Genomic DNA, 770 nt, shown 5'->3' on the forward strand with positions numbered 1-770 from the left:
ACCGCGGTGTTCCAGCAGCTGTGGCGCACCGTGGGGGCCAACATCGCCTCCTACCGGGGCTATCCGCGGATCGTCGGGGAGACCGGCGGCAAGGACTTCGTCGTGGCGCACGCCTCGGCGGACGTCGACGTGCTGCGCACCGCGCTGATCCGCGGCGCGTTCGAGTACCAGGGGCAGAAGTGCTCGGCGGCGTCGCGCGCCTACGTGCCGCGCAGCGTCTGGTCTCGCCTGAAGGACGACCTGGTCGCCGCCACCGAGGCGCTGCCGATGGGCGACGTCACCGACTTCAGCAACTTCCTGGGCGCGGTGATCGACCGCAAGTCGTTCTCCAGGTTGTCGGGGGTGCTCGACCGGGCCACCGACGACGACGCGCTGAGCGTGGTGGCCGGCGGCAAGGCCGACGACAGCGAGGGCTTCTTCGTCCGGCCGACCATCATCGAGGGCACCGACCCCGGCCACGAGGTGTTCCGCACCGAGTACTTCGGCCCGGTGCTGGCGGTGCACGTCTACGACGACGCCGACTACGACACCGTGCTGACCCAGATGGAGTCGGTCGCGCCCTACGCGCTGACCGGCGCGGTGATCGCCGAGGACCGGGCCGCGATCGCGCACGCCCAGCGGTTCCTGCGGTTCGCGGCGGGCAACTTCTACGTCAACGACAAGCCCACCGGCGCGGTGGTCGGCCAGCAGCCCTTCGGCGGCGGCCGCGGCTCGGGCACCAACGACAAGGCCGGCGCCGCGCAGAACCTGCTCCGCTGGACCAGCACCCG

Annotated in this window: 1 protein-coding gene; it reads left to right on the top strand. The window is 71.7% G+C overall.

Going from position 1 to position 770, the window contains the following annotated elements; genetic code table 11:
- Window positions 1–770, top strand: a 770-nt coding sequence (locus MY520_RS27910; RefSeq protein WP_436695953.1) for an aldehyde dehydrogenase family protein, incomplete at both ends; no start/stop codon positions are given.

Source organism: Geodermatophilus sp. CPCC 205506, from assembly GCF_051383635.1.
In the GTDB taxonomy this organism is placed as follows: domain Bacteria; phylum Actinomycetota; class Actinomycetes; order Mycobacteriales; family Geodermatophilaceae; genus Geodermatophilus.